Origin of the sequence: Catellatospora coxensis, assembly GCF_016862635.1 — a bacterium.
Classification (GTDB): Bacteria; Actinomycetota; Actinomycetes; order Mycobacteriales; family Micromonosporaceae; genus Catellatospora; species Catellatospora coxensis.
This window is the reverse complement of the sequence record NZ_BONI01000192.1, coordinates 1-1,410: the sequence shown is the minus strand read 5'-3', so window position 1 is coordinate 1,410 and position 1,410 is coordinate 1. Positions and strand designations below refer to the sequence as shown.

The window sequence follows — 1,410 nt, the reverse complement described above, 5'->3', positions numbered from 1 at the left end:
CGCCCTGGTCCACGCCCGGGGCATGACCGCGCTGGTCGCCACGCACGACGCGGCGCTGATGGAGATGGCCGACCGGGTCGTCACGCTCCGCGACGGCGCCCTCGTCCCCTGACCCGGAGAATTCCGGATCCTCAACCCCGCTGCCGATGCCGAGCCTCGGCAGCGGGGTTGACGATCCGGGCAGTGTCGGGAGCATTCAACGGGTGCGCGAGGCATCAACCAGCCCGAGCGCGAACGAGGGGTGCGACGTGTACTCGGCGCGTCGTCGCGACTGGTTCCACACCTGCTCCGCGACCAGCCAGGGATCCGGGAAGCCGCACTCGGCGAACACGTCGGGACTGTGGAAGCAGCGGTCGGCGATCAGGAGGAGCTCGTCGACGTGTGCCACGACCACGGGCCGCAGGTCCGCCGCGCTCCGGTCGTCGAACGAGTGCCACAGGTGCGCCAGCACGCTTCGGTTCGTGGACAGCGTCCGTCGGGCGCGGGCGTGACCGTCCATGCTGAACCGGCGCAGGATCGGCAGCAGCGCGGGGGAGCGGGACAGCACGGCGAGGGTCTGTGCGAGCCGGGAGCCGAAGACGTCGAGCCGGCAGAAGAGCAGCACGCACGCCAGCGGGGTGGTCGCGTGGGCCTTTCGGTAGTACGTGCGGTCGCCGTAAACCGGCAGCCGAAGGGCGCGGCCGACCGCCTCGGCATCGGCGCCCAGCTTGCGTTCGTCCGCCAGGGACGTGACGAGCGCCTTCGCATACGGCGCGAGCGCGGCGCTGCCGATGACCTCGGCCAGGCCGTGGCAGGCGTTGTTCGCGTGGTGGCGCAGCACGCTGAGCAGGTTGGCGGCTTCGCCGATCTCCAGAAGCCGGCGCTGGGCGGTGGTGAGCCTCTGCTCGAACGCGGTCCCGCGCACACTCGACAACGCCGGCGGGTGATAGCGGCCGAGCGACAGCCCGTCGTGCTGGGTGGGGACGGTTAGTTCGTGCGTCGTCATGCTGATCCGTCTGTCGCGGGATGGGTCGCCGCCGGCATTCGGCGGCGGCGGCACGCGGATGGTGCTGCCGGGTCCTACGAGGCATCGGGTCCGGTAGTTCACCGGACGGCCATCCGTTTCTAATGTGATCTTGGCGGGCTTGTTCCGATGTGGTAAACGATGGGATTTCGCTGAACCTCGACCACGGTGAGCTCCGTATTAGGGCGTATGGCGAATGTGGATGTCGTGGTGGCTGATCGGGCCGCCAAGTCAGGTATCCCGGAGGTCGCGACGACGGCCTTGGCGAGTCCTGGCGACGACATCGACATCGCCCCGGGGGTGACCAGGTGCCGGCCTGATGGGCCGACCGTTCGCTGTGGTGGTGGCCTGCGCCGGATCGCCGGCTACGTCGATGGCCGGTGGTGAGTCGTGGGTATGAAGATCCC

Annotated in this window: 1 protein-coding gene and 1 pseudogene; one reads left to right on the top strand and one right to left on the bottom strand. The window is 69.5% G+C overall.

The annotated features are described in order from the left end of the window. Window positions 1–112: pseudogene (locus Cco03nite_RS42755) on the top strand (ABC transporter ATP-binding protein); the annotation flags it as partial. Between the two features lie 84 nt (window positions 113–196). Here Cco03nite_RS42755 and Cco03nite_RS41945 read toward each other — a convergent pair. Continuing rightward, window positions 197–985 (bottom strand): hypothetical protein, encoded by a 789-nt coding sequence (locus Cco03nite_RS41945; protein WP_203699621.1) that lies wholly within the window; start codon window positions 983–985, stop codon window positions 197–199. Window positions 986–1,410 lie beyond the last annotated feature (425 nt).

What these genes read in the sequence shown, in the direction of transcription:
- Cco03nite_RS41945 (WP_203699621.1), bottom strand. Translation starts at nt 985, where the DNA reads ATGACGACGCACGAACTAACCGTCCCCACCCAGCACGACGGGCTGTCG.